At 36.0% G+C, this 24,028-nt stretch carries 18 protein-coding genes; 6 read left to right on the forward strand and 12 right to left on the reverse strand.

Annotation, left to right across the window (positions count from 1 at the left end; translation table 11 throughout):
- Positions 1-53: 53 nt before the first annotated feature.
- Together AN393_RS02735 and AN393_RS02740 are read right to left on the reverse strand one after the other, a co-directional pair.
- A complete protein-coding gene (locus AN393_RS02735; protein ID WP_055017238.1) occupies positions 54-1,478 on the reverse strand; it encodes a DEAD/DEAH box helicase in 1,425 nt (474 codons plus the stop codon).
- Between the two features lie 10 nt (positions 1,479-1,488).
- Positions 1,489-2,001: a hypothetical protein gene (locus AN393_RS02740; protein WP_055017239.1), complete on the reverse strand. Its 513-nt coding sequence runs from the start codon at positions 1,999-2,001 to the stop codon at positions 1,489-1,491.
- Between the two features lie 112 nt (positions 2,002-2,113).
- Between AN393_RS02740 and AN393_RS20195 the strand changes: the two genes are divergently transcribed.
- Together AN393_RS20195 and AN393_RS02750 are read left to right on the forward strand one after the other, a co-directional pair.
- Complete coding sequence (locus tag AN393_RS20195) at positions 2,114-2,356, forward strand: helix-turn-helix domain-containing protein (RefSeq protein WP_055017240.1); 243 nt, start codon at positions 2,114-2,116, stop codon at positions 2,354-2,356.
- Between the two features lie 608 nt (positions 2,357-2,964).
- On the forward strand, positions 2,965-4,005 hold the full coding sequence (locus tag AN393_RS02750; RefSeq protein WP_055017241.1) for an IS481 family transposase: 1,041 nt from the start codon (positions 2,965-2,967) through the stop codon (positions 4,003-4,005).
- Positions 4,006-4,067: 62 nt separating this feature from the next.
- Here the strand turns inward: AN393_RS02750 and AN393_RS02755 are convergent, their stop codons facing one another.
- The 5 genes from AN393_RS02755 to AN393_RS02775 all read right to left on the reverse strand — a co-directional run bounded on the left by AN393_RS02755 (position 4,068) and on the right by AN393_RS02775 (position 9,987).
- Positions 4,068-6,542, reverse strand: coding sequence for a DEAD/DEAH box helicase (locus AN393_RS02755; protein WP_055017242.1), 2,475 nt, complete (start codon positions 6,540-6,542; stop codon positions 4,068-4,070).
- Positions 6,535-7,344, reverse strand: a complete 810-nt coding sequence (locus AN393_RS02760) for a Hachiman antiphage defense system protein HamA (protein WP_055017243.1) — start codon at positions 7,342-7,344, stop codon at positions 6,535-6,537. The genes AN393_RS02755 and AN393_RS02760 overlap by 8 nt, the downstream gene beginning before the upstream one ends.
- Positions 7,345-7,591: 247 nt before the next feature.
- Positions 7,592-8,275 carry an HNH endonuclease gene (locus AN393_RS20510; RefSeq protein WP_055017244.1) on the reverse strand — a complete coding sequence of 228 codons (684 nt, stop codon included), beginning with the start codon at positions 8,273-8,275 and terminating at the stop codon, positions 7,592-7,594.
- A gap of 51 nt (positions 8,276-8,326) precedes the next feature.
- A complete protein-coding gene (locus AN393_RS02770) occupies positions 8,327-9,586 on the reverse strand; it encodes a Y-family DNA polymerase (protein ID WP_055017245.1) in 1,260 nt (419 codons plus the stop codon).
- A complete protein-coding gene (locus tag AN393_RS02775) occupies positions 9,571-9,987 on the reverse strand; it encodes a S24 family peptidase (protein WP_055017246.1) in 417 nt (138 codons plus the stop codon). The genes AN393_RS02770 and AN393_RS02775 overlap by 16 nt, the downstream gene beginning before the upstream one ends.
- 517 nt (positions 9,988-10,504) lie before the next feature.
- Between AN393_RS02775 and AN393_RS02780 the strand changes: the two genes are divergently transcribed.
- A complete protein-coding gene (locus tag AN393_RS02780) occupies positions 10,505-11,278 on the forward strand; it encodes a Zn-ribbon-containing protein (protein ID WP_055017247.1) in 774 nt (257 codons plus the stop codon).
- Between the two features lie 297 nt (positions 11,279-11,575).
- On the opposite strand, the gene AN393_RS02785 is transcribed toward AN393_RS02780, so the two are convergent.
- Genes AN393_RS02785 through AN393_RS02805 form a run of 5 tightly spaced genes read right to left on the reverse strand, consistent with a single transcriptional unit; the run spans position 11,576 to position 18,707 of the window.
- Positions 11,576-12,094, reverse strand: a complete 519-nt coding sequence (locus AN393_RS02785) for a hypothetical protein (protein ID WP_055017248.1) — start codon at positions 12,092-12,094, stop codon at positions 11,576-11,578.
- Positions 12,094-14,328 (reverse strand): hypothetical protein, encoded by a 2,235-nt coding sequence (locus AN393_RS02790; RefSeq protein ID WP_055017249.1) that lies wholly within the window; start codon positions 14,326-14,328, stop codon positions 12,094-12,096. Before AN393_RS02790 ends, AN393_RS02785 begins: the two co-directional genes overlap by 1 nt.
- Positions 14,318-16,813 carry a hypothetical protein gene (locus AN393_RS02795; RefSeq protein WP_055017250.1) on the reverse strand — a complete coding sequence of 832 codons (2,496 nt, stop codon included), beginning with the start codon at positions 16,811-16,813 and terminating at the stop codon, positions 14,318-14,320. The genes AN393_RS02790 and AN393_RS02795 overlap by 11 nt, the downstream gene beginning before the upstream one ends.
- A gap of 3 nt (positions 16,814-16,816) precedes the next feature.
- Positions 16,817-18,232: a site-specific integrase gene (locus AN393_RS02800; RefSeq protein WP_055017251.1), complete on the reverse strand. Its 1,416-nt coding sequence runs from the start codon at positions 18,230-18,232 to the stop codon at positions 16,817-16,819.
- A 37-nt stretch (positions 18,233-18,269) separates the two neighbouring features.
- Positions 18,270-18,707 carry a hypothetical protein gene (locus AN393_RS02805; protein ID WP_055017252.1) on the reverse strand — a complete coding sequence of 146 codons (438 nt, stop codon included), beginning with the start codon at positions 18,705-18,707 and terminating at the stop codon, positions 18,270-18,272.
- Positions 18,708-19,694: 987 nt separating this feature from the next.
- Between AN393_RS02805 and AN393_RS02810 the strand changes: the two genes are divergently transcribed.
- From AN393_RS02810 to AN393_RS02820, 3 genes are read left to right on the forward strand one after another with little or no spacing between them, the layout of a single operon-like run.
- Positions 19,695-21,365, forward strand: a complete 1,671-nt coding sequence (locus tag AN393_RS02810; protein WP_055017253.1) for a type I restriction-modification system subunit M — start codon at positions 19,695-19,697, stop codon at positions 21,363-21,365.
- Positions 21,355-22,707 carry a restriction endonuclease subunit S gene (locus AN393_RS02815; protein ID WP_055017254.1) on the forward strand — a complete coding sequence of 451 codons (1,353 nt, stop codon included), beginning with the start codon at positions 21,355-21,357 and terminating at the stop codon, positions 22,705-22,707. Before AN393_RS02810 ends, AN393_RS02815 begins: the two co-directional genes overlap by 11 nt.
- 16 nt (positions 22,708-22,723) lie before the next feature.
- Entirely contained in the window at positions 22,724-24,028 is a 1,305-nt protein-coding gene (locus tag AN393_RS02820) for an FRG domain-containing protein (protein WP_082422660.1), read from the forward strand.

Genomic DNA, 24,028 nt, shown 5'->3' on the forward strand with positions numbered 1-24,028 from the left:
ATAATGTAACTCATTTGGTGTAGTAAACTATGGTAAGTCCATTACTCAAAATACTAGAAGTCTCTGATTTCTAGTATTTCTTGTTTAAACCGCCCGTATACACCTAATTCTCTTTCGTAATTGTTACTTAAATCACACTGTATTGAAGGTTTGTTCAACTCTTGCGTTATTTCTGGAGGCCACATTAAGGCTTTTGAACAATCAAGATCGATATCAGATGTGAGGAAACTATCCTTAATATCATTTTCTGCTTCAGATATAGGATTATCATCACCTTCTAAGTCAACAGAATTGGTCGTGGTTTCTACTTTTACAATTGGAACTGTACCAGGGATATCTTGAGCTAAATTCTTTGCAAACTCCATCAACATAGCTTCCGCAGGCATAAACATGATTGCCTCTTGGTTTGCTTTATCCGTAATTCTCAATATACGACCTAAGATTTGTCGAAAATATAATTCTGTAGTCACATTTGTCAGCAGGCAACATACTTGCAGGCGAGGGATATTGGTGCCTTCAGAAATCATTCCTACACTGATCACCCATTTATCATTACCTTTTCTGAATTGTCTGATAGTTTCGCTTGGTTTGTCTTCATCACTTGTGACCACAAGCGCATCTTCATCTAATACTTTTCGTAAAATATCATGGATTTTCCAAGCATGGCTAATGCTTGAAGCAACAATTAAACCTGCTGACACACGATTAACGATTCTTAATCGGTCTAGTTGAGAGTTAGCTTTTATAAGCATCTGCTCGACAACAATTTCATTTTGAACAACTTTAGAATAAGGAAGACCGGACTCCATTAATAGACTTGCAAACGACTTAAAATGCTGTGTTTCATCATTTTCTGTAAGCGTAATATTATCGTTATCAATAGCGATGAATTGTGGTACTCGGCAAACTTTGTCATGTATAGCTTCTTTTAAACCGTAAACATAATCACATTTAATCTTTCGGGTTGCATCACAGTATTGAGAAAGTGCAACAGGAGAAGCATCAGAGCGCCAAGGTGTGCCAGTAAGGGCAATGGTATATTCAGCGCCATACTTTATTTTTTCAATTATTGGTTTTCCCCATGAGTTAGCGTTATCGATATTTGTTCCGGCACAATGGTGTATCTCATCAAAGATAACAAAAACCCTATGTGACTTAAAAAGATCCCAAAATGACTCATCTAAATATTGCATTCCTTGATATGTTTTTGAGTTACCTTTTGATCCGATAAGGCCATCGAAGCGAGCTTTAATAGTTTGTTCCAAACTTTGACTAAAATCGTATGCGACAATTCTCGAAGGAGCAAAACAAAAGACTAAATCAATCATGTTTTGCTCAAATAATTGTTTAGCCAGCTCTGATCCCATTATGGTTTTACCTGCACCAGGTGTCGCAAGTGCTAAAAAATTTTTTATTCCTTCAGAGTAATATTTAAGTGCTTTTTCAACACATTCACTCTGCCACTTTCTTAATTTCATTAAGGTTTACTCATTGGATTAATAGGTTTTCAATTGCTTTTATTTTGCCAAGTAAAGCTGAATTTTGTTCACGGGCTTGATTGTACTTACTTTGAAGTTGTTCATTTAATTCTGGGTGAACTTTTGAGAGCTGTTGATACTCTTCTAGTTCTCCAAAATTAATTAACAGTTCTTTTTTGTAACGGTTTAATCTGCGTAACAAGGGAGCTTCTACTTTTTCTGAACGATGAAGAAGATCCGACTTTTCAGTCATTGAACTTTTCGGCTCAGATAGAATTTTACCTGCGTTAAATAACGCTGTTTTCTTGTAGCTTACAGCACCAGTTTTATTGGATTTAATTTTCTTTAACCAATTTCTTCTTACTAGTTTTATCAATTCCGTATAACAGAACCTTCTGGCTTCAATAGGGCATAAACTCTTATCTTCTTGCAATACGAGAAATGCGGCTCTTAGCTCTAATGCTGAAAAGTTATCAAAATTCTTAGCAGAGATAATTTGAGCGATAAGAAAGTTTAACTTCATATGAACCCTCTAAGGATAGTTGCATGGTGTGCTTATAATCCGTGGGATTATAGTCCGTGATAATATAATCCGCAATATGGGAAGATCAGTCTTTTCGTTTGGAGTAAACCGGATGGATGATCGAAACCAAATTTTCAGTACAAAATTACGAACAATAAGAACAAGTAAGAAGATTTCTCAAGATAAGTTAGCCGTCGTAACAAAAATTGATAGAAGTTATGTTGGCCGCATCGACAGGGGCGAGGTAAATATCACATTAGATATCCTTTATAAGCTTTCTATAGCACTAGAATGCGAGCCATCTGACTTCCTACCGACATTAAATCAATTAAAAGATACAGAGGAGGAGAGTTGAACGTGAGGGAATACTAGTTGTTGGTGATGCGTGTATGTTACTGATTCGAATTAGAATGGATGAACTTCTTCACAAGCCAAATAGCGGTACAGTTGATTTCAGGGATAATACTCCAGATAAAAGACTTAATATTGCAATCGACAATTGGAAGAACCAGGATATTCAGTAGTGGTACTGTCATTATTGTTTTAAAGAATAATTACTGAATACAAATTATTATGTTTAACTCGAACTTGCGCTAGGATACACATCACACTCTCATCGCAAGTGTTAAGCTGTAGTAGCTCATATCTAATCTTACAGTTTCGGTGAATAAGTTTGAACATCATCAGGCAGGTGGCTATGAACAGTGAGAAGCAAGCGATCGGATAAACTCGTTTTTGGACAAAGATGTGTTGAACGTGCTCACCTTAGACACAACTCCGGACAAAATGAGTTAGAACCGAAAAGTTTATTTTTGGAGAAGGCCAAACTATGAAGCATTAGTTAGTAGTATTATTTGTATTAGTTCAGACAAGATCTGACACTTCAATTTGAAAAATTGAGAGTTACCCGTTTTGATTAAGGTGTCTAATCTTTGAATCAAAACAAACAAAAAGGTAACTCTCATGTTGCATACTAACAATCCAATCATTAAACACAAAACGGGTTTGCTTAATCTTGCTGAAGAATTAGGTAATGTTTCAAAAGCCTATAAAGTTATGGGTGTTTCGCGGGATACATTTTATCGATATCAAGAACTCGTTGAAGACGGTGGACTTGATGCGTTAATTGATAAAAGTCGTAGAGCGCTAAACTTAAAAAATAGAGTTGATGAAGCAACTGAACAAGCAGTCATTAAATACGCTGTCGATTATCCAGCTCACGGCCAACACAGAACGAGTAATGAACTCAGAAAACAATGCGTATTCGTTTCTGGCAGCGGTGTTCGTTCAATATGGCTACGTCATGACTTAGAGAACTTCAAAAAGCGTCTCAAGGCACTAGAAAATAAAGTGGCTAAAGAAGGTATCATTCTCACCGATGCCCAAGTGACTGCACTTGAAAAGAAAAAACATGATGACGAAGCGTGTGGTGAAATTGAAACGGCTCACCCAGGTTACCTAGGCTCTCAAGATACATTTTACGTGGGTAATCTCAAAGGCGTTGGCCGTATCTATCAACAGACCTTCGTTGATACCTACAGCAAAGTAGCGTTCGCTAAGCTCGACACCACGAAAACGCCAATTACTGCGGCTGATATACTCAACGACAAAGTATTGCCGTACTTCGAACAGTACGAGCTTCCAATGCTACGTATTCTGACCGATAGAGGCACTGAATATTGTGGCAAAGTCGAACATCATGATTACCAGTTATATCTCGCTATTAATGATATCGATCATACAAAAACCAAAGCTATGTCACCGCAAACAAATGGTATCTGCGAACGCTTCCACAAAACGATACTCAATGAATTCTATCAAGTTACATTCCGTAAAAAGCTATATAGCTCATTAGAGGAATTGCAAAAGGATCTGGACGAATGGATGATTTATTACAATAATGACCGAACTCATCAAGGAAAAATGTGTTGTTGCAGAACGCCATTGGAAACATTATTAGATGGGAAATCGATTTGGGCTGAGAAGAATTTAGCTCAAATCTAAACTGACAGTCACCGATTGAAAAACGGGTAACTGTCAGATCAAGTTTGAGCTAGTACATATTATTATCCCCTCGTTACGTTCATTTTAACTTCTAACTGTTGAAGTAGCCCTTCTTCTTGTCTCTTCATTTCGTCGATAACTAAGTAACTAATTCTTTTTGAATGAGAATTAGGGATATCTAAAACAAACTGAGGGTATTTAACAAGTAATAATTCAGCAACGCCTCTCGATAAACCGATTTTAATTAACTTAATTGTTTCATCATCGGTCGTACCATATTTAACTTTTTTATAGAAACTTGAATTAATCTTATTAAGATCATTCAAAATTTCTATAAATTTCAATAACTCATGTTCGAGAAAGTCTTCTTCTTCCTTGATTCGTACAATCGCTAGATTAATTTTTTCAGCTCTAGTTTTGCCACCTATTTGAGTATAGTGAGTTTTATGTCCACCAGAACGTTTAACTTCATCCCCCCACTTACCAACGTAAATTTGAAAATTAGGTATTCGTTGAATCAAATCATCCCAATAATTCATGAATAAGCGAATCATTAATTTAAATGGTTTTTTATCTATTTTCCAATCCAACAGCATAGCATAAAAGGTTTTTGCTTCTTGATTTTCAAGTCGAGGTAAAGGTGAATCAACTTCAGTTTCTTCAATAAAACACACAAAACAATTATAAACAACATCCATTAATTGATTAGTGTTTGTTATAGATTCATCTTCTATGTTTTCTATTGTTTGATGTATTTCTAGCTCTTTATCAAAAACTTCAATTTCACTAACACTATTTGCTATAAGCAAATTGCCGACCTCTGTTTTCGTGTATTGGTATTGATAATCATTAACAACCCCTTTCTCCAAGTTTTCCAACCTAGTGATAGCGTCTGTGTATTCTTTTTTATTACCATCTACAATATCAACAGCTTCTAACAGCACATTTTCTGGTTTGTCTTTAAGTTCTTTTCTTACATTAACTCTATTTTTTAAAAATTTCTGAAAATTAGCGTTTGCAGCCGAATATTTATCAGTTCCAATTATGTGAATCTCAGGTGTTAGCTTTTTGATATTGTTATAATCAGATTCATTAAATATTTCTGAAAAGCGATTTACTCTACCAACTAAGTTTTTAAAATGAGCAGCAGTTAAATTTCCAATTCCCTTTTTTGTACACATTAAAAACAGTCGCTCTATAGGCATATTAATCCCTTCAAGCAAGGTTGAGCTAGAAACTAAATACTTTAACTCTGCACATTCCCTAAAGAGGTGCTCAACATAATTTCTAACTGGCTCAGTCATGGAACCATGATGATATACAACCCCTCTTTTGAGACCTTCCACGATAAGATATTCAGGCGCAAACCCCTCTGATAACTCATCTATTGCTGAATTAATCTGCTCATTTTGAATAATTGGTAAAGATCTAATCATTTCTTTAACAAAAGATTCAATACTAGTGGGTTTATTGAAATAAATGATATTTTTATTTACAGATTTCTGGAACAAATACTCAAAATGGTCTTTGGCATTGGCATTGTTTTCTATAAAACTATTGGTAAATTGATCGTAGAACGAAAGCTCCTTCTTCTCGCACCTAAAGTCAGCTATAAAATAGAACTCTGATTTTACATATTCATCTATTGAAAACTTTAAATTTGAAGGAGGTGTAAACTTTAGCTTTATATTTTCAATTTCATTTATAAATGGAGTCAAATACTTAACAGCGGTATTACTATTTCGAAATTGTAAAATAGTTATGACTGATGCTAATAATCGACTTCTACTATCTTTATTAAGTAAGTTATGGGCTTCATCAACAAAAACTGTGTCGAAAGCTAAATCTCTATATTGGGAAAGTAGTCTAGATAATCGCTCTTGTGTTAACAGAAAAACCTTAGCATTTGGATTTTCTTCATACATCTCAGGGTGAGTAACTATAAAATCGACACCTTCAATATCTGTATCAAATATTCTTTTTTTAGTTTGAGCAAGTAGTGACTTTGAGGGGACAAGTATACAAGTTTTTGTATTTGCGTTACTTATCTCATTTATAATTAAGTCAGACTTACCATAGGATGTAGGAGCAACCACATACAACGATTCATTCTTATTTACTTTCACAAAGTCACCTAAAGCATACTGTTGCTCCGTTCTATACAACCCGTTAGTTTCAAATGAATCAATAAAACTTAAACTAAACTCATTCACAAAACTAGATCTTGCGATAGTTGTGGGGTTGTCAATAAGTTGACCAATCATTCTAGCTACAGGAATTAGTCCATTGTTTAACGAAAAATCATACAAAGGGATATAGTCCCCTGTATTTAATGAATACTTTAGAACAATTCGATAGGCCAATCGTTTTAGCGAGACCTCATCTTGATTAGTCAGTACAATAGCTATAGAAAGTAATTTCAAATAATCACTTGGCTCTATTTGTTCATTCAACAATAAAGAATTATATAGCTCATTAAAAGAGGTGTTTAGTAATCTTAATAACGTCAATTGTTTTGGGTTATTTCCTTCAACCATCTAATTCTTCCTCAAATAAAAAGTGAGCTACTTTCTCATATGTACTTTTTTGAATAGATAGGGTGAAAACCCTATTAAAAATGGCTTCTTCTTTTATTTTTGAGCATGTTTCTATAACAGCATCGGATCTAAAAGGGTTATTGACATCAGAATACAAAATAGAAACTAATATCACATTATTGTCTTGCGAATTCGCCTTCTCGTCAGCCGCAGCAACTAGCTCATCATCGAGAATTTTTATGATTACATCCTTGTAATCTCGGCAATCAAGAATTGAGTTGTTTGTCGAGTTAATAGCATTTTGCCAAAAGGTCATTTCGCTTTCATTTAACCTTCGGTTTAAATCGCTTTTAGCTGTTTTTAAAAAGCTACTTGTTGAATTATCTGGACATCCTGTTTGATTTAATGCGCCTGATTTTACCTCTGTTATCCAAACATCTTTCCCACTTGCTTCTGCTAGAATCAAGTCAAATCCTTTCCTTTGACTTTTTTCTTCCATGTTAAAAAATGGGGAGACAACTTCTAAGTTTTCGAATAATTCAAATATTACGACATGAGTAAGAAGCTCCCCAATCATTCCTTTCTTAATATTATCAGTTTTAGGGGTGTATCGGCCCCGAAACGCTTTCAATGTTCTTTGATATGTTTGACCGTTAAGGCCTCTCTCAGCTAAAGCAGTACCGTAGCAAATATTCTGTAAATGATTTCTAATGCAATTTTTAATTTCATGGGTTAATAATTGGACATGACAAGTCAGGTAATCGGCTCCTGAATTAATTATTAGTCCTTCAATAGTTTTCAATTCCGCTTCCTCGCTTATCCTCAGGGTAAGTTATTGAAGTTATAAACTTAACCATTTTATAACTTCTAATCTGAACTAATAAAAATCAGCGGTCAAGTATTAGATATATTTACAATCGTAATGGGGCAGAAGCGAGTTATGCATGAATGACTGAAATTGGCATTTATACGACTGTAAGATTTGATTAAGGCTAAAAATCAAACCTGACAGATAAAGTTTAAACTTAATCACATAAGGAGTTACTAGCTTAATCACTACATCTATTTCTGAGCACAACATTATTTATAAATGTTTTCTCAGTCACACTTTCTTCAAGTGCGTATTTATTTTTAATATGCTTCCACTTTTCGATGTATTTACAATGATACGACTTATTTAGAGGCATCCATTCTTGGGGAGGCTTCCCTCCTTTAGATTGATTTGCATTATCCTCTACAGCGAGTAGGTTTTCAAAGTCGTTAGCAAACTCTCTTCTTTGCTCACGCGTCCAGTATTTACCACCCATTTCATGGGCATGGGATAAGGGGACTATGTGGTCAATATCTATATCTGATGCTTTATAGAAAGTATGAGCTGTGTATGGGTCTATCCACTCTCCCCAAGAAACGTTACACGGCTTATTTCTTTTAAATTTAACTGGTGATTTAGAATCTCTAATGAGTATTTCAGCTCTCGCATCTTGGCAGTCATTATCAGCATCAACCCAGTGCGGCCAATCTTTTCTATTATAAACAAGCGAACTAACGGCAAGGCCCTTTGGAACAGATTTAACTATATTTGATTCACTTGATGTTGGCTGACTTTTACGCCTGTGGCAGTGATACTCGTTTCGTTTTTTATCACTATGGCACCCCTCTGAATTTGTACGACCACTGTGGGCTGATACACTATAAGGGGCTATTAAGGTAAGTAATAATATAAGCTTTTTCATTTGAATTCCTTGTGTCTATTTTTAAACTAGCTTCACTGTAGCTTAATTCACTTAGTTGCATTTAATTATAGGGATGTCTGTCCAGCGAGTCGTGTAGTGTGGTGATAAGAAAGCCCGCTTCATATTCCACGATTGTGTAAGCTTTTCACTGCCTATTGATAAAGTCCCCACACCATAGCGTTTATTTATCACGTCTAAACATTCCATCATTTTAGGTTTATCCTCACTAACAGAGAACATATCGGCTTGTTGAAATGATTCACTTTCTAACTCTATCGCTCCAATACCGCAGCGATAAAAGCGCGTATTAGGTTTATATATTTCATCAATGACAGAAGATACAGCTTTAGCCATAACGCTGCTATCCGATGTTGGCACTGGAAATTCATATAAAAGTGACTTTTTATAATGCTCATCTTCGTGTGGTGAACAGGCAGCAAATATCACTATACGCTTTGTTAATGATTGTTGTCTTCTGAGTTTTCGTCCAACAATGGCGGCATGTGTAACTAAAGCCGATTTTAGTGTGGTCAAATCAGTAACTCTTTCACCAAAACTTCTTGTGGAGTAAATTTCTTTTTTATCTTGCTTTACTTCATCCCAGCTTAAACACGCAATACCATTTAATTCGCTGACAGTTCGCTCCACAACAACACTGAACATACGCCTCATTGCTTTAGGATTTTGGCAAGCTAGGTCCCATGCAGTCTTAATCTCCATCAACTTAAGTTTTTTTCCTAAACGAGAGCCGATACCCCAAACATCAGTTACATCCATTCGCATTAGTATTTCTTTACGGGATTTTTCATCATTAATAACGGCCACACCGTTGTACCCTGATAGTTTTTTTGCGGCATGGTTGGCCGCTTTTGCTAGCGTAGGTGTTGTGCCAAAGCCTGCACCAACAGGTAAACCTGTTTCTCGCCACACCGCTCGGCGAATTATATGTCCGTAGTCAGCCCAATCATCAATGATTTGCGAGAACCCTGTAAATCGTAAAAATGACTCATCGATACTATATACATAATGGTCATCACAAAATCGGTTTATAACTGTCATCATCCTTTCGCTTAAATCAGCATAAAGCTCATAATTGGAAGATCGAACCACGACATGGTGCTGTTCTAAATAGTTTTTAATTTTGAAATAAGGCTGAAATTTTGGGATGTTTAGCTTTCTTGCTATAGGACATATGGCGCAAATACATCCATCATTATTTGTAAGAACCACTACAGGTTTAAAGCGAATAGATGGGTCAAATACCTTCTCCGCACTAGCGTAAAAAGCGACAGCATCTACGAGGGCAAACATCGACTTAGCTCTATTTTATTTTTGTGTAAACGGATACTAGTAGTGACTACACCCTCTAATTTAAAGTCATCCTCTGGTGAGATATAAACAGATTTGTAGCTTTTGGATGCTGAAATTAGCAAGCGGTTTGTTTTATCTATTATCTTACACACAAAAGAACCATTATAACTCGCAACGATTACATCCCCTGAGCTTACACCTTCAGCCCTATCAACAACGAGTAAGTCCCCATCGAATATCCCCACATCTTGCATTGATTGACCTGAAGCTAACCCAATGAATGTAGCGTTAGGATGTTTAATAATTAGCTCGTCTATAGATATACCTAGCTCCTTGTATTCTGCTGCCGGAGACTCAAAGCCAGTAATACCTGCATCGATATAAATTGGAATAACAAACATACACACCTCGATACTGTTTATTTGTACAGTATAATTCAGGTTCTGAAGCTTACCAAGAAATTTTAAATAATAATGCCCAGCCTTAATTAACTATTAAGCTCCTCTGGGCTTCTTATCGTTTGATGAATAAGTTATTGCCAATACAATTAAAAATTACTATACCTCGTTTTTATTCGAGTACAAAAATGTGCAATTTTCTCTTTTTCTTGAATATGGGAGGAAAGTCATTAAAACTGGATTTAAGAACACGTAGTGCGAGGGTATTTTAATGTCTGCTTTAAGCTGTGAGTTAATCTATCTAAACACTTTAGATCTTTAAAGTATTTGCGTTAACGAGAAATGAGTTAGACTGGAAAAGCAGCTTTGGCACAAATCGGTTACTCATTGTAAGGTTTGATTCAATTCTAGAAATCAAATTTGGCAGATCAAGTTATGACTTATTCAGTCAAGCATCATTTTTTTATTCTGGTAGACTTTGTCGTTTTAAATCTTTCTTTAAACTGTGGGTTATTAATATATGTTCGTTGTTGATTTGATTTTTGACTGCTACCAAGATACTTCTTTAGCAGATGCAGAACATGCGATTATTCAACTAGTGAATGCATTTCGATTTAATGGTCAGATTATCGGGGATGAGTTTCCAACAGTTTTGAATGAAGGGTATTTTGTTACTCGTGTTATGTGTCCAGAAAAAGATTCTCTTCACCCTTTGAATCATAGCCCATTTGTGAAGCACAGCCTTGATAAACTCACAGAAGTTGGACTCCTTCATCCAAAAGTAAAAGTAATTGGGCAAGATATACACTCTAATGGTTCAGATGAATGTAAAGAGCCAAGCAGCTATATCATTTATACGACTTATGTACACACATGTAGCCCGATCTATTGCGGTGATGACTTTCTTCCAGTCCCGTTATACAAGTTACCTGCAATCTCAAATGGTGACTATAAGGCATTGATAAAATGGAAAGAAGATTGGCAATCTTGCGATCAGATCCAGATCAATGCAGCTACTAGGTGTGAGTTTGCAGCTATTAAAGAGCTTGCCGATGTTGATAGTGATTTGTACAGAAGAGGGCAGTCTCTAAGGAAGAGAATAGCCTACTTAACTGGCAAGCCTGTGTATTATTATCTATATCGAGTTGGTGGTCAAAGTAAAGAATCAGAGCTTGAGCGCAAATGTCCAAGTTGTGATGGTGACTGGCTACTAGACGAAGCGTGGTTTGGATTATTTGACTTTAAATGTGACACTTGTGGAATAGTTTCAAATATTTCGTGGGATCATCAGTAAACTGAGACTTTTAGGAAAGTTCAATTTAGCGATCAAGAGAAATTTAGCTAATGTGATAATTGGAAACATATCTCTTAATAGCGGGCTTTCAATTAAGCTTTCCTTTATATTCTTGTTTAATTCATCTAGTAAGAGTTGTCTACTAACTAACTCAAACTAGATAAGAGAAGAGGCGGTGACGCCTTTAAAGCCCTTTCTCTAGATGTATTCAATACGACTTTCATACCATGTCTTTGCTAGTAAAATTAATAGCGACCTTTCTAATTTGGCATTTCAAATTAAGGCTTAATCGAAAATTTAATCATCTTTTTTGTTTTTTGAAATATGAACAATTTCGGCTAATTGGTGTGCGGCCCTCATTCTAGCTTGCCTTTCACTTGTCGGAATAGCTTCCCAAAGTGCAGCTAGCATGTTGTTAACTTCAGTAAGGTCTTTTTCAATTACAGTGTCTTTATTGCTAACTTCAGCTAAAAGGCATTTATTTTGTTTTGTCAGAGTTTTGTTTTTCTCTTTGAGAGAATGATTTTTTTCGACTAGTTTAATGTATTCTGGGTGTGAACTTATATCACCGAGGGGGTTTGCCGTAGCAGTAACTATCGCATCGATCTCTCTTTCAATATGCTTATAATATTTTCGAATTAATCCATTTCCTTTTCCGGCTTCAATTTCAACATTTTGTTTATTAAGCTTAACCGTTTTACCTGCTTTTGTTTTTTCAATAAGCTCTGGGCTAGTAAGTTTACCATCACGAATATTTTGTATAGCAACACGTAATTTTTGTTCAGTTTGTTTATAGCTTTTATCTCTAGAGTTCATTAGCTTATGCTCCTTGTTACTATTACCATATCCAGAATTTTCTTATTGAATTGGTAAGGTTCATAATCAAAATTTAGGTCTGACATAATTTTTTCTGAAGCTTTAATTTGTGTAAAAAGTCTTGCAGCAGTTGATGGGCTGAGATCATTCAACTCCTCTAGTAAAGAAAGGTGTCGCATGGCTTCAAATCTGGTTGATTCAGCAAAAACAACGTCTTCTATATAGTCATAATCACAATCAACACATTCAGTGAGGTCAATGTTAACTCTCATAGAGCACTGTTTATTTGTGCAATACATGCCTGGGGCGATAGCATGTATATGTTCTTTTTCAGCGCTTAACTGTTTGTACCAAAAGTCAGGGTTCAATAGTGACTTATTACCACCTTCTTCAAAATAGTTTTTTCCTAACTTTGCAATTTCAAGGGTTTTTTGCTTCCCCTTACCGCCAGCGATACGCTCACGGTTAGCTATTTTATTGAATATACGAGCAAAAATTTTAGCTTTTGATTGTAAGCGCTGATCTTGAATTTCTGAGTAAAACTTTAGAAATGAACTCGCATTCCTTGCATACCACCGAGTCATGTGAAGCGATACATGGCTAAATTGTTGTTTTAAAGCTGGGAATGAACACAACTCAAAGCCGACCAAGTAGTAAGCAAGGCTTCTTCGACACATGTGTGTTGTAATTTGAAATCTCTCTTTAATTTTAAACTGATGTTTTTTTTCTGATTTGTCTAGGTACTCGACGTCTGTTTTATCTAGTTTTAGATTTATTCTTCCAGTGGCATTTAGTGCATTAAAGTTATTGTTTAATAGATAGTCTAATGTTTTTAAATTAAGTGTTTCAGGTACTAATCTGTCTAATGAATAAAATAGCTTTGTACTAGACTTTGCTCTCTTTCTTTGTGGATTCATTAATGCACTTAATACTTTGAAAGATTTGTAACCGACTTCAGTTGTGACATAAACATCATCTTTGGTCTGACTGTTACCAGTGATTTTACTCTGTCTTGTTGTTAGCAAATAAATTGTTTCTTCCTGAAAGGGGTTATAAGCTTCGGAAGCTTTGTGTTCTGGTTTTATTGGCGATTTATTTAGTGGTTCGTCCTTTGGAGCTTTAGTTTTTTGTGCGCCATGCATATGGTGCATTGAGTGAAGTTCATTAACCCGCATTCCAGATAAAAATAGACACAGCCAACTAGCTGATATAATTAATTCTTTTCTAAATTCTTTGAATTGAGTAAAGTTAACTGTTTCACCGTTAAGGGTTTGAAATAAAGTTTTCTTCACTCTTTTTGTCGGCATAGTTAATGACACTTGGTTCTTTTTAAATAACTCAATCCACAGTTTATTCTTTTCAAAATCTACTAGCTCGATACCATTTTCTTTCAAATCATGTAAAAAACCCTTTGCTGATTTAGTGGCTTTTTCTCTTTTTGACAGTTTTACAAGCCCATGCCGCAACTTATAGATCCTGTCAGCTTGCTGTTCATCTATAAATTTCTGAAATTTTTCTGCTTGAGTCTTTAAAGTGTGTAATTCAAAGTAGGCTTGTTTAATTAGAGTCGAGTATTGATTTAATATCTCGGTATAAATACGTAGGGGGATAACTGGATATTGTTTTGCTTCTTCAATTGCAACCTTTAAGTCTTTTTGTGAAATAGTGTTATAAAAAGACATATCAAAGTGTAGATGTTGAGCGCTTTTGATCAGGGCATTCAATCCTGACAAGCTATCCTTCTTACTAAATTTGTATCCTAAACTGTTGACTTCAAAAAGAGAGTCTTCTGTAAGTTGCGAAAAACTACTCATATTGTTACTCATAAGAAATGGAATCAGTTTTCTTAGAGAACGAATATGACTCCCGATATTATTGAACGTTACTTTGTCTTTACAGAAGTAGACTTGGGCTAAAGCAAAGCACTTTATCTCATTTATTAAGTTTTCATGTACTTCAGAGTGTATGTGTGTGACATTTCCCGTGTCATTATTAAAAACTAAATTGCTAACTGACTTTGCTTGGAGTTTAGAATCAAGAAACTTCCATGTGTTTTCTTTGAAAAAAATTGTTATGTTTTGATCTTGATAAACAATTAGCTCCTTTAATTTTTTCCAGTTTCCTTCAGCCAGTGCTGGTAAAATTGTCTTGTAAATATATGTAGTATCAAAAGTAGTAATATGCTCATAATTTCTGACATTTTTGGGGCTATTAGAAGTGATATTATCGATCATACTTTGTAGCTCCTATCGCAAAGTTCAGAATCAAGTGCTCGTCAGAAAATAATGGGTAAATTCCATTTTTTAGTCTCTTGTCTAAAGCTTTGTTAAATGTGTTTGACGGTATTTGCTCTAAGAGAAGCTCAAAGCGTTCTATTTTCATTAAAACGCGACTGTTAACGGTTGGTAGAAGCGATAAGCTGCTTCTTAAAGCTTCGATAAAGCTGATTAGCTTATAAATAGAGTGTGGATCATCAACAAGCTTTGCTGAACTACAGAAGATGCACAAGTCTAGCTGGTAGCAAGTGATGTCTTCATTCTGATGTATAATTGAGTTATTTAACGCAAATTTTCTCGCAGCGTAATGATAGTCTTTTTCCCCATCAATTTCTGGTTTGCCATTACAATGAATCCCATTCGGGTTTGTTGGTGTTTTTAATTCTTTATATTCATCGTAAGCTAACACTTCAATTTTATTTGTGACTTTTACTCTTTGTTTAGACTCTTCTAATGAGTTACCTTTTGCAATATTTTCAATTGTTTGTATGCCTTGGGAGACCATTTTCTTATTTTGAATGGGGTGCCCGTTGATATAGCTTTTTTCAAGCGTTGCTTTTTCATTTTGAAGTATTGATCGAGCTGAACGACCTCGATCTGCCTCACTATACTCTTGATCGCTTGTTGTTAACCTGAGCTTTGATGATGATAAAACTAAGAAGAAGTTGCCTGAGCTGACCCCAAGTCTAGTGACAAGGTTTGGACTGATTATCGACTCGATACTTTGCCATTGATAAGTTTTATCACGCTTGCCGAGAGGAAGTAAAAAAGCAGGCTTATTTTTTCTTTTTGGGTTAGTTTGCTGATACTGAGACGGCAGCCTATTATAGGTTTGCGCGTAGCTTTCTAAGCTTAATAAAAACTTCTTAAACTTTCTTTCAGTTATGAAAGAGCCTGCTTTACCATCTAAATAACTGAAAGAAACATTAATTTTATTAGGGTTATCTTCATTTGCCAGGATTGTCAGAGGCATAATAATGTTGCGAAGCGGTAAATTAGTCATACAAGACAAAGCTGCAAAAGCAAGTTCGATGCTTCTACGTTTAATGCTATTAGCGTGAAGTTCTCTTTGTATTTTGCTGATAATCAGTGAGTTTTTCCCACTTGTTTTAGTAACGATTTCAGTGCATACAGAGTGGTTCTGCACTTGTTTAAACCTGTGAATAAAGTGTTCAGCAAGATAACTTCTTTGATCAGAAAGCAAGCATAAGTTTTGAGAAATTACATTGCTAGCGTATGAGATGTGAAGGGGGACCTCTTCTCCATTAGAGTTAATACTAAAAAACACTTTTCCGTATTCGGAACTTGAATAGAGCTTAGAAACTTCTTCTAATTTATTTATAAAATCCATCCCACTCTCAATAGCGAATTTGTCACTTTTATGAATCGGTGTTTTAATGAATCCAGCTTCATTATCTGGCTCTTCGCCTAAAGTGCCTTTTAACTCAGGGTGAGTTGTAGCAGATGGATCTTCTCTAAAGAGCGCTTCTATAGATTTATACGATCTTCCTTTGTATGCTTTGATCCAGCAGTTACTTGAAGTCTTATCTCTGTAGTTTTCAACGAAAACGGGGTGGTGCAATTCTAATACTGGCGTTTTGTTAAACGCTGTGAAATAGCAAAAGAGTAGATATCCCGCTGTCATGCATTGATGCAATGGGGAACATGGCCCAAATCTCCCTTTGTTTTGTCCAACAGTCACATAAACCTTTTGATTATTTTGTTTATCGACAACAACTTTTAATTGTTCAGGTGGAAGTTCATTACCTGACTTGTGGTAGTGAATTAATTGGGTCGCTAGCGAACCGAAGTAAAAGCTTAAACGGCGTATCATCACTGATAACTCATTATGAGTATATGCTGTTGTGCCAGACTGATTTTTTAATTTAAACACTGTTAATGAGCTTTGAAGCGGTAATATATTAAAATTCAAAGCAACTAAGATTTGATCAATTACGCTCTTGTAACTCGCAGCAGTACGTTCTTTTAAGCCGATTTCCTCATCGTTTTTATACTCAAAGTAATCCTTTTTTCTTGACTCATATAGTGCTACAAGTCTCCATAACTCTCCTCCACTGCCAAGGTATGATAGGTAACCAACTTCAGAAAACGGTGAAATATTTAAATTATCGCAATAACAAATGTACGGACGAAAAACTACATAAAACTGGTAAATTGAATCATCAGAGTATTCATCTTTTCTTTTTCTATGTAAAAATTTATAAAATAACTTTACTTCGGCTTGCCTATTGTAGGTAGGATATCCAAGCTTTTGATTACATTTATAGTAACTTAACTCGCCGATATTTAATTTTTTTTCACTATGGCTTTTTAACGTTAAAGAGAATGGCAAATCTCTTTTTGTTCCTAAGCTTTCTATTTTATTTTTTGTATCATCATGAACTGTTTCAAGTTCAATATCACAAATTGGACTTTTAGCCATAGCTCACCTCTGCACATTTCTTATAAAGGAGTTTTTGCTGGCTGAGAAGTCTTTCCAATTCTGCTCATCTTGCATATAGTCCACATACTTTTGAGTGTCAGTCGTGCTTTCATGACCCATAATTTCAGCCAGCTCATCAATTAATATTTCGAATAAAGTTCCTCTTTTGCTGTGTTGCTCAAATAGCCAGTTTGTCGCAAAGGTTGCTCGCATATCATGGGCTGTGTAGTACCAGTCTATGTTTTCTATACGTATATTATTTCTGACCGTTTCGAAATGCTTTTGAAGTGTGTTAGTGGAGTAGGGTAGGCCATCTTGTAGTTTTACAAATAAACAATTGTGTCTGAACTGTGCTTTTTTAATAGCACCAGCACGCTCTACTGAGAATAGATACGCACGCAATTTACACATCAAATCTTCACTGATAACGATGGTGCGCTCTTTATTAAATTTAGTTAGGCAGCCGTTCAAGTTTTCACTAATTGTCACTTTATAGTTGTCGCTGTGCTTGTGATTCTTGACTACTTCAGAAGCCGGAAAAGTCACAAACTCTTCAAGTCTCAAGCCTGTCTCGGTTGCAAGTTCAAGCATTAAGTTTTTAATATTTTCTTCGTTAAAATAGCTGCCTCTAGCTGTTTGAATATATTCGTAAAAAACCTGTTTATCTTCTTCAAGCATGGGTTTGAGAGAGTGAGAAGAAGACGGAGATTGAACTTTACCAAAAGGCGCTGTTAGCCCTGTAGTTTCAACAACAATGCTTCTATCCTTTGAATTAAGGTTAGCGAGTATATTTCCACGACTTCTTGATTTTCCTTCTATAGTTTTTATATTAAATTCGAAAGGTTTAAATGACTCAGAAAGTCGTAAAACTCTTTGATGATCCAACTTAACATAAAACTTAATTATCTTAAGTAGGTAGGTAGCGCATGTACTTGCACTAAAGCGACCTTGGGTTTCATTGACCTTCAGTTCAGGGTTGTAGCTCTCTTTTTTAACATTTTTTAGTAGAAAATCTCTGAACTGATAAACAACTCCTTTTTCTATTTCTGCATTGCAATCGTAAATTGTTTTTCGACACTTGTGTAACCATCTGTAAAACATTAATAAAGCTTGGATATGTGTCATTAGAGTGCTTTCATCTTTGTGTAGAGCGACTAAAGAACGTATATACAAAAGAACAGGGAATACTAAATTACCTTTTGGGCAGCATAGGTAAGGGGCGCGGATCAAATAGGGTTTTTGTCGTTGCTTAATTTTACACTCAAATATTTCACCTGTTGTTTGCTCTATTGTTTGAAAGTCAATGTGCTGGCTACCCTGGATGAATTCGATTTTCGGATTTATCTCAGTAGTGAGCCAAACGTAACAATAGTCACCGTTTGCATAGCTTGGTGATATAAGTCGTTTTTTTCTAGACATGTCTCAATTCCTCTTTATGAATTTTGCCCATCAAGCTTCACTTTTTGATATATAACCTTGTGTGTGATGCATTAGAGTGCCCCATGCAGTGACCCAGGTGTGTTCGCAAATATTCATGCTTAGACTCGAAATGTTGTCTTGTAGTATTTTGGCGTGAGCGATTTGTATCATCTTTACAATTTTTGACGTCTAGCATGTCAAAATGCGTTTGAAACAACTTGATGGCTTGATAGAGCTTGCGGGAAATAGGAATGAAAAACTGATTGGTAGTAGAACTAAATTTTGACTTATAAACTAGCACTTGAATAATTTCGTTATCATATCTCATGCGTTTGATTTGCACGCTACCCAAGTTCTGGCAGTTATGCCCTGTCTCGAAAATAATCGCCATTGTTAGACGCGCTGATGCTTCTTTGAGAGACATATCTGTAGAGATAATGTGTCGATGAAATATTTCTTTAATTAGTTTATCCATTTTTCTTAACCTAATTTTTTTGGCTAAAAAAATAGATAGAGGATAATGGGTTTGTTGTCAATAATTTCTTTTTTATCAGTCTCTTAGGTTTTTTCTTTGGTGAGGGTAACAATCTTGTTAGTGTAATTTATAGCTGCTTTTTACTATTTATCAATTTTGAATGAGTAGAACACATTTTTAAAATGTTTTAGGCATTTTAAAAAGTTCTTAATGAAGTCTTTTAACACACTGAAAGTTATAACATTAAAATGGTTATTCAGATTTAGTTTGATATTTTAAAAATTCATTGTATTCACGACTCTGAAGAGGAAAACTTCAGCAGAAGCTAACAATGAAAAAGCTTAAAAAAAAGTCATATTACAATTCACTCATTATGTTATGTTCTCGGATGTTGAAGAGTAAGTACCTAATTTTATTTAATATCTTAGTGACTATTATATGTGTTGTGAGTGCTAACTGGTCAAAACACCTCTAGACTCATTGCTTACATAATTTGAAGAAAAATATTTTTACTAAATTAGCTTTTGGGTTGGAAAGGCTATTTATTTAGACCCTTAGTTTCCTTTAACTCGCCCACGAAATCATCTTTCAATTTCAGCAAACGCGTTATTTCAAGAACACTCTAATTAGTCTTTTATTAAGCTGTATACGTAATTCAGTAACTAAACATCAAAAGAACATTACGTGTTAATCAAAGTTTGAAACTGCTTTAAGAGTTGTTTGCTACTTTTCATGCAACTAATCGCATAATTGATGAAAATCATATGAAAATTGAATAACTTGAGGCACAATCAATGTATACAAAAGTCAGTCGGCAGGGAGCAGGGCGTCTTTTATCTTAAACCATGCTCTATTTGCTAAAAAAAATTGTAATTTATCGCTTTATAACGGCATGTAAATTATCATTTTTTTAGCCATTATCTTTCTATCCTGCCAACACACGCATTAATACTTTGTGCTCACCAGCACTGGTAAATAGGGTTTGTTATGAAAAATGAAGCACAAAACTTCTTAAACGAATTAGAGAAAAAGCTTTGGACGGCAGCTGATAAGCTTCGTTCTACACTCGATGCCGCACAATACAAACATACTGTATTGGGTTTAGTTTTCCTTAAATATGTGTCTGATGCGTTTGACATTCGCCGTGAAGAATTAAAAAAGCAATTTGCCGATGTGGATAATGAATACTTCATTGACCCGACTGACTTTGATGCTGGTACTGAAGACCCAGAGTATATTGAAGAATTAAACGCAGAGCTTGAAGTCCGTGACTTCTACACTGAGAAAAACGTGTTCTGGGTGCCTAAAGAAGCGCGTTGGTCATATTTACAAGACAACAATAAGGTTGTGATCGGCGGTGAGCTTGAAACCGAAACGGGTAAAAAACTGCGTAGTGTTGGTCAGCTGATTGATAACGCCCTTGAAGCGATTGAAAAAGACAATAGCAAACTAAAAGGTGTGCTAAACAAACAATACACCACACTAAAAATTGACCAAAGCAAACTTGCAGAGCTTATCGACCTAATAGCGACTGTGCCATTCAACCATTCCACCATGAACTCAAAAGATATTCTGGGACATGTATACGAATACTTTTTAGGTCAATTCGCGTTAGCCGAGGGTAAAAAAGGCGGTCAATATTACACGCCTAAATCGATTGTAAGCTTGATTGTTGAAATGCTAGAGCCGTTTAAAGGGCGTGTTTACGATCCTGCTATGGGTAGTGGTGGTTTCTTTGTGCAATCAGAGAAGTTCATCACCGAGCATGGTGGTAAAATTGGTGACGTATCTATATACGGTCAAGAATACAACCACACTACTTGGCAGTTAGCCGCGATGAACATGGTCATTCGTGGTATTGACTTTGACTTTGGTAAAGAGCCTGCCAGCACTTATACCCATAACCAGCACCCAGACCTGCGCGCTGATTACATCATGGCTAATCCGCCTTTTAATATGAAAGAGTGGGATGCAGGGGTAAGCGATAATGATCCGCGCTGGCAATATGGGACACCACCAAGTGGTAATGCCAACTTTGCATGGCTGCAACATATGTTGTATCACTTGGCACCGAATGGCTCATTAGGCTTGTTACTTGCTAATGGTTCGATGTCCTCGAACACAAATAACGAAGGCGCTATCCGTAAAGCCCTTATTGAAAACGATTTAGTCGAATGTATGGTGGCGTTACCAGGCCAGCTATTCACCAATACGCAAATCCCAGCTTGTATTTGGTTTTTAGCCAAGAATAAAGGCGAGCGCACCACCGACTATGGTCGTAAGCTTCGTAAACGCAAAGGTGAAGTGTTGTTTATCGACGCTCGCAATTTAGGTTATATGAAAGACCGTGTACTGCGCGACTTTAAACTTGAAGACATCAAACAAGTCACAGATGCTTTCCATAACTGGCAAACAGGTGAAAACTATGAAGATGAGGCTGGTTACTGTAAATCTGTAGAACTGACTGATATCGAAAAACATGATTTTATACTTACACCAGGCCGTTACGTAGGAGCAGCAGAAATCGATGATGACGGTGAACCGTTTTCTGACAAAATGGCGCGATTAACATCTAAACTTAAAACTCAATTTGAGCAAAGTGCAGAGCTTGAACAGCATCTCAAGGATAATCTAAAGGGGTTGGGTTATGAGCTTTAACACCCCTAAACATTGGAAATGGCAGACATTTGAATCGTTATTGAGCGAGCCGTTAAGAAATGGAATTTATAAAAAGAAAGAGTTTCACGGCTCTGGAGCGAAAATAGTTAATATGGGTGAACTTTTTAAGTATCCACGGCTAAAGGAAGGCGTGGATATGAAAAGAGTAGAATTGACTGAAAAAGAGCTTATCAAGGCGACTCTTAAGCAAGGCGATCTCATTTTCGCTAGACGCTCGCTAACAGCAGAAGGAGCAGGAAAGTGCTCGATAATTCTTGCAATTGATGAGCCTACAACATTTGAATCTTCAATTATTCGAGCGAGATTAAACTCCCAAGTAGCAGTACCAGAATTTTATTATTACCTGTTTAATTCTCCATTTGGTAAATGGTTACTGGGAACAATTTTGAGGCAAGTTGCTGTATCAGGAATCACTGGATCTGATTTAGCCAGGTTAAATGTTCCCGTTCCTCCAATAGAAGAACAACAAGAGATAATTAAGTGTTTTGGAAATATTGACGATAAAATTGAAACCAACTGCCACATAAACCAAAGCCTAGAGAACATTGCACAAGCGATTTTCAAAAGCTGGTTTGCTGATTTTGAACCTGTTAAAGCCAAAATTGCAGCTCGCGAAGCTATAATTGCTGAGTATCAAGAACAATCAGGCAAAGCCCCATCTCCACAGGAAGTAGCAGAAGTGGAAACGCAAGCTGCCATTGTCGCCATTGCAGGTGCTGGCGATATTATCCCAACCGAAAAACTCCATACCCTAGCAGACCTATTCCCTAACCAACTTGTTGAAAGTGAGTTAGGTCAAATACCAGAGGGTTGGGAACTTAAAAAAGTAGAAGAAATTGTCACGCGACTAAAGCCCAAACAAAGGTTCACCAAAAAACAAGTCGAACCACATGGAAATGTTCCTGTTTATGAGCAAGGTGCGGGAATACTTTTAGGTTACCAAAATGGAGAAGCTGGTTTTAAAGCTACCCCAGAGTCTCCAATTTTTATTTTTGGAGACCATACATGCGTGACTCATTTGTCATGTGAGCCATTCGATATTTCGTCAAATGTTATCCCATTGAAAGGTTGTGATTTTCCAACCATCTGGGTCTTTCAAGCTATAAAAGATCTGCAAAAGTTTCAAGAATATAGAAGGCATTGGTCTGAGTTTATTATTAAACAGGTTTTTACGCCATCTTTTGAATTAGCAGAGTTCTATTCAGATTTAGCTACAACTTTAGCTAAACAGAAAGAAGCTAACGTGGCTGAAAATAGCACCTTAATTCAGATAAGAGATGTCATATTGCCTCAATTATTATCTGGTAATTTAAAACTTTAAAGGGATTGTTAATTAAATGGAAGAATACGATTTCTCAAAAGTCCCGCTCTGGGATGGAACAGAAAACAGCTTTGAGATTATCGCTGATAAGGTGAATGGAAGAATTCCAACAACCAAGCTAGAGCATTGGGAACATTTTACAGCGCTATTAGAATCACCTTTTTTCAACCGACCTAGAACTCAAGTTGTTTACAGAGGGCACAGGCGCTTCGATTGGAGTCTTATGCCAACTCTAGCAAGGGTAGCAAGCAATGGCATAATTAATGAAGATTTAGCGACTAACCAGTTAGATATTTTTAAAAAAGCAGTAAGAGGGAGACTGTCTGATAATCAATTAGTTTTGGATGGAGAAGAAGATGAACTTTGGTCTGTAGGGCAACACCACGGTTTACTGACTCCTTTATTGGATTGGACATTTTCTCCGTTTGTGGCGTTGTTCTTCGCTTTTTCTAAGGAAGACTCTGAAGACGAGCAAGATAATCCATACAGAGCAATATATGTGCTCAATAAAACTTTTATAGCCGATGATAGCTTGTGTCCTGATATTCGCCTGATTGAACCTAAAAAGGATGATCATGGTCGTTTGGTAAATCAAGCTGGACTATTTACTTACTCCCCTTATGACTCAACTATTGAGGCAAAATTAGCAGATACTCTTTCTGATGAAAAATTTGAAGATGATGAGCTTCGAAATGCCGATGAAAATGAACAATCTAGAATAATTGCTAAATATATATGTAAAATTTACATCAAAAATGAGGATAGAGAAGGGTGCCTAAGGCATCTCAGGCGAATGAATGTTCATCACGCAAGTTTATTTCCCGATCTTATTGGCGCGTCAGAGCACTGTAATTTATTAATAGCAGAAGACCAAAGGCAGGCAGAAATTGATAGAGCTGGTTCTGAAGCAGCTAAACTAAAAGAAAGTAGCGAAACATTGGAGGTTTCTCAAACAAAGCCTTCAAATATAATTTATGATCTTGATAGAAATGAGGTAGATCTCTTTGTATCGATTCTTACATCTGTTTCTGATAAACCTATTGAAGCAGGAAGAATACAGGTCGTCTCTGAAAAACTAGCTAGCTCATTTATCGAGTTGAAGTCGGTTGATTGGCATAAGCGCGAAACAATATTGTCCCAAATGCGCTCAAAAGCGAGAGTAATACTAAGAAAGTTTGGAGTCTCATCTTCAATTAGAGACTCAGTGATTGATCAAATAATAAGTATAATTGTTCAAAGAGAACATACTCGTTCTCAAGACGAACTTTCACCAAATGAAACTTCTCCAAAAGAACGGAGCATGGAAGTAGAAGCAATTTAG

The sequence above is a fragment of the Pseudoalteromonas sp. P1-25 genome (assembly GCF_001401805.1).
In the GTDB taxonomy this organism is placed as follows: Bacteria; Pseudomonadota; Gammaproteobacteria; order Enterobacterales; family Alteromonadaceae; genus Pseudoalteromonas.

Coding starts and splice junctions, on each gene's coding strand:
- AN393_RS02735 (WP_055017238.1), bottom strand. CDS start 1,478: ATGAAATTAAGAAAGTGGCAGAGTGAATGTGTTGAAAAAGCACTTAAA.
- AN393_RS02740 (WP_055017239.1), bottom strand. CDS start 2,001: ATGAAGTTAAACTTTCTTATCGCTCAAATTATCTCTGCTAAGAATTTT.
- AN393_RS20195 (WP_055017240.1), top strand. CDS start 2,114: ATGGATGATCGAAACCAAATTTTCAGTACAAAATTACGAACAATAAGA.
- AN393_RS02750 (WP_055017241.1), top strand. CDS start 2,965: ATGTTGCATACTAACAATCCAATCATTAAACACAAAACGGGTTTGCTT.
- AN393_RS02755 (WP_055017242.1), bottom strand. CDS start 6,542: ATGGTTGAAGGAAATAACCCAAAACAATTGACGTTATTAAGATTACTA.
- AN393_RS20510 (WP_055017244.1), bottom strand. CDS start 8,275: ATGAAAAAGCTTATATTATTACTTACCTTAATAGCCCCTTATAGTGTA.
- AN393_RS02770 (WP_055017245.1), bottom strand. CDS start 9,586: ATGTTTGCCCTCGTAGATGCTGTCGCTTTTTACGCTAGTGCGGAGAAG.
- AN393_RS02775 (WP_055017246.1), bottom strand. CDS start 9,987: ATGTTTGTTATTCCAATTTATATCGATGCAGGTATTACTGGCTTTGAG.
- AN393_RS02780 (WP_055017247.1), top strand. CDS start 10,505: ATGTTCGTTGTTGATTTGATTTTTGACTGCTACCAAGATACTTCTTTA.
- AN393_RS02785 (WP_055017248.1), bottom strand. CDS start 12,094: ATGAACTCTAGAGATAAAAGCTATAAACAAACTGAACAAAAATTACGT.
- AN393_RS02790 (WP_055017249.1), bottom strand. CDS start 14,328: ATGATCGATAATATCACTTCTAATAGCCCCAAAAATGTCAGAAATTAT.
- AN393_RS02795 (WP_055017250.1), bottom strand. CDS start 16,813: ATGGCTAAAAGTCCAATTTGTGATATTGAACTTGAAACAGTTCATGAT.
- AN393_RS02800 (WP_055017251.1), bottom strand. CDS start 18,232: ATGTCTAGAAAAAAACGACTTATATCACCAAGCTATGCAAACGGTGAC.
- AN393_RS02805 (WP_055017252.1), bottom strand. CDS start 18,707: ATGGATAAACTAATTAAAGAAATATTTCATCGACACATTATCTCTACA.
- AN393_RS02810 (WP_055017253.1), top strand. CDS start 19,695: ATGAAAAATGAAGCACAAAACTTCTTAAACGAATTAGAGAAAAAGCTT.
- AN393_RS02815 (WP_055017254.1), top strand. CDS start 21,355: ATGAGCTTTAACACCCCTAAACATTGGAAATGGCAGACATTTGAATCG.
- AN393_RS02820 (WP_082422660.1), top strand. CDS start 22,724: ATGGAAGAATACGATTTCTCAAAAGTCCCGCTCTGGGATGGAACAGAA.